Origin of the sequence: Gilliamella sp. CG35, assembly GCF_046635745.1 — a bacterium.
Classification (GTDB): domain Bacteria; phylum Pseudomonadota; class Gammaproteobacteria; order Enterobacterales; family Orbaceae; genus Gilliamella; species Gilliamella apicola_I.
In genome coordinates this window covers 1-1,761 of record NZ_JBIDFH010000037.1, presented here as the reverse complement: position 1 = coordinate 1,761, position 1,761 = coordinate 1, and the positions used below count along the sequence as shown (strand labels likewise).

Annotated in this window: 1 protein-coding gene; it reads left to right on the top strand. The window is 38.6% G+C overall.

Annotation, left to right across the window (positions count from 1 at the left end; translation table 11 throughout):
• Window positions 1-1,761 (top strand): hypothetical protein (locus ACGH4F_RS09545; protein ID WP_411591020.1); only part of this gene is annotated, 1,761 nt, incomplete at both ends.

Here is a 1,761-nt window from a genome sequence, read left to right as displayed (position 1 = left end):
ATAGAGTGTGATACAAATTGCTCTAACAACCATGTAGGTTATCTTTCAGATTTTTTGGCAATCATTGATTTTACATGTATAGGTGGCGTGACGAACCCAATACAAATAGCATTATGGGAGAACTTAATCAATTATGACGATGGTATTTTTTATCATCTGCTTGATGGACGAAGTAACAGTTTTTGGGAGTTAATCATAAAAAAACGCCTTAACATCATGAAACAAGAGCTGGAAGCGCACAGTGATTTATACTCGCCGATAGAAAACAAATCCGACGAACAAATAGCGCAATATCTAGGCGAAGCGGAAGAAAAAGAATTAAAGGCGAAAGCGAAGCGATTGCAGGAAACCAAAACGATATTACAAGAGCTGGAAGCGGAAACAAAGACAAACCAATTAGATAAAAAATTCTTCTGTGAAAAAGGCGAGCTTATGTTGAAGCTTTATTCGATACTCATATCACGTGTACTTTCATGGCATTCCAACTTTACAGAAAAAGACCTAGCCCTATCATCTTATCTGGTTATTCAAGAACGATTATCACAGTTGATTACTGAAAGCGGGTTGGTGATAAATGGCGAATTGATTTTTCATTTTCAAATGAAAAATATTCCGGTGTTAGAGTTACGTGAATTCAATCAATATTTCGAACCGTTGCGATACAGTAGCACAAGTTCACCTTATCCGGCTTATTCGCAAACAGAAGAAAGTCAAAATGGGGTGGTTGATTGGAATTTTGTGATAACAGCCAACGACTATATCGATATTGGCTTAAAACTAGTCGATGTCATCAATGACCGTACCGTGCTGAGAAATGGCTCGGTATTATTTCAACGATTAAAAAACTATATACTCGATAGATTTTCAGGCATAAATTCGAATTCAATATTTCCTGCCCGAACATTAAAAAATACCGGTGTGTCAATATATAATCGGATAGCCAAACTACAAGGCGAGTCAATCTTAGACAGTATAAAAAATGCCGGTTTTGACCCGACGGCTAAAATGACGGCATTTGGCGGTAGCATAGCTTTTGTTAAATCGATTTCAGCCGGATTACAATCAGCCGCCACCTACATCAACTACAAAGAAAACTTGCAAAAACTGGAAGATGCAAACTTAAGCGAAACCCTGCGTTATGAAATTAAACGCGATTTACAGTTTGGCATATATAAAGTTGGAGCAAGTTTTGCACTGTTAGTCAACGAAGTTTTAACCTTTATCAATATGGGGTTACCTCATTTAGCCGGGTCGTTTATTGCAAACCGAGCCAATCTCAGTCTTTTAGTCAATGGTGTGTTTAAAACCTCTGCCATGGTAGCGGGTGTCGTGGGTGTATTAGGTAGTGCGATATCGATAATGGATGGTATTTTCTTAATTGCCAAAGGACAACAAAAAAGTGGGGCAACCAAAACAGCGTATTGTGTAGCAGGAGGGCTTCAGGTACTGGCTGGTGTATTAAGCTTAGCCGGCACGATAGGTGCGTGGTTACAAATAACCGCCTTTTTAGGGCCGCTAGGGGTGGGGATTTTTGTGTTAGGTTTAATTGCGGGGATAGTATCAGTCATTTTACTCATTATCTTTGAAGATAAATCAGACAAATGGGATAAAATGCAACTTTGGTTTAACCGCTGTTTATTGGGTTTAAATGAACACCCGGATAAAGGTCTACCTTATTTACCTACGTTTGACAGTATGGCAATGGCAATTAATGACTTTATGGTTGCCATGTTTGGTGCTAATGTTGCTATTCAGTTAGAA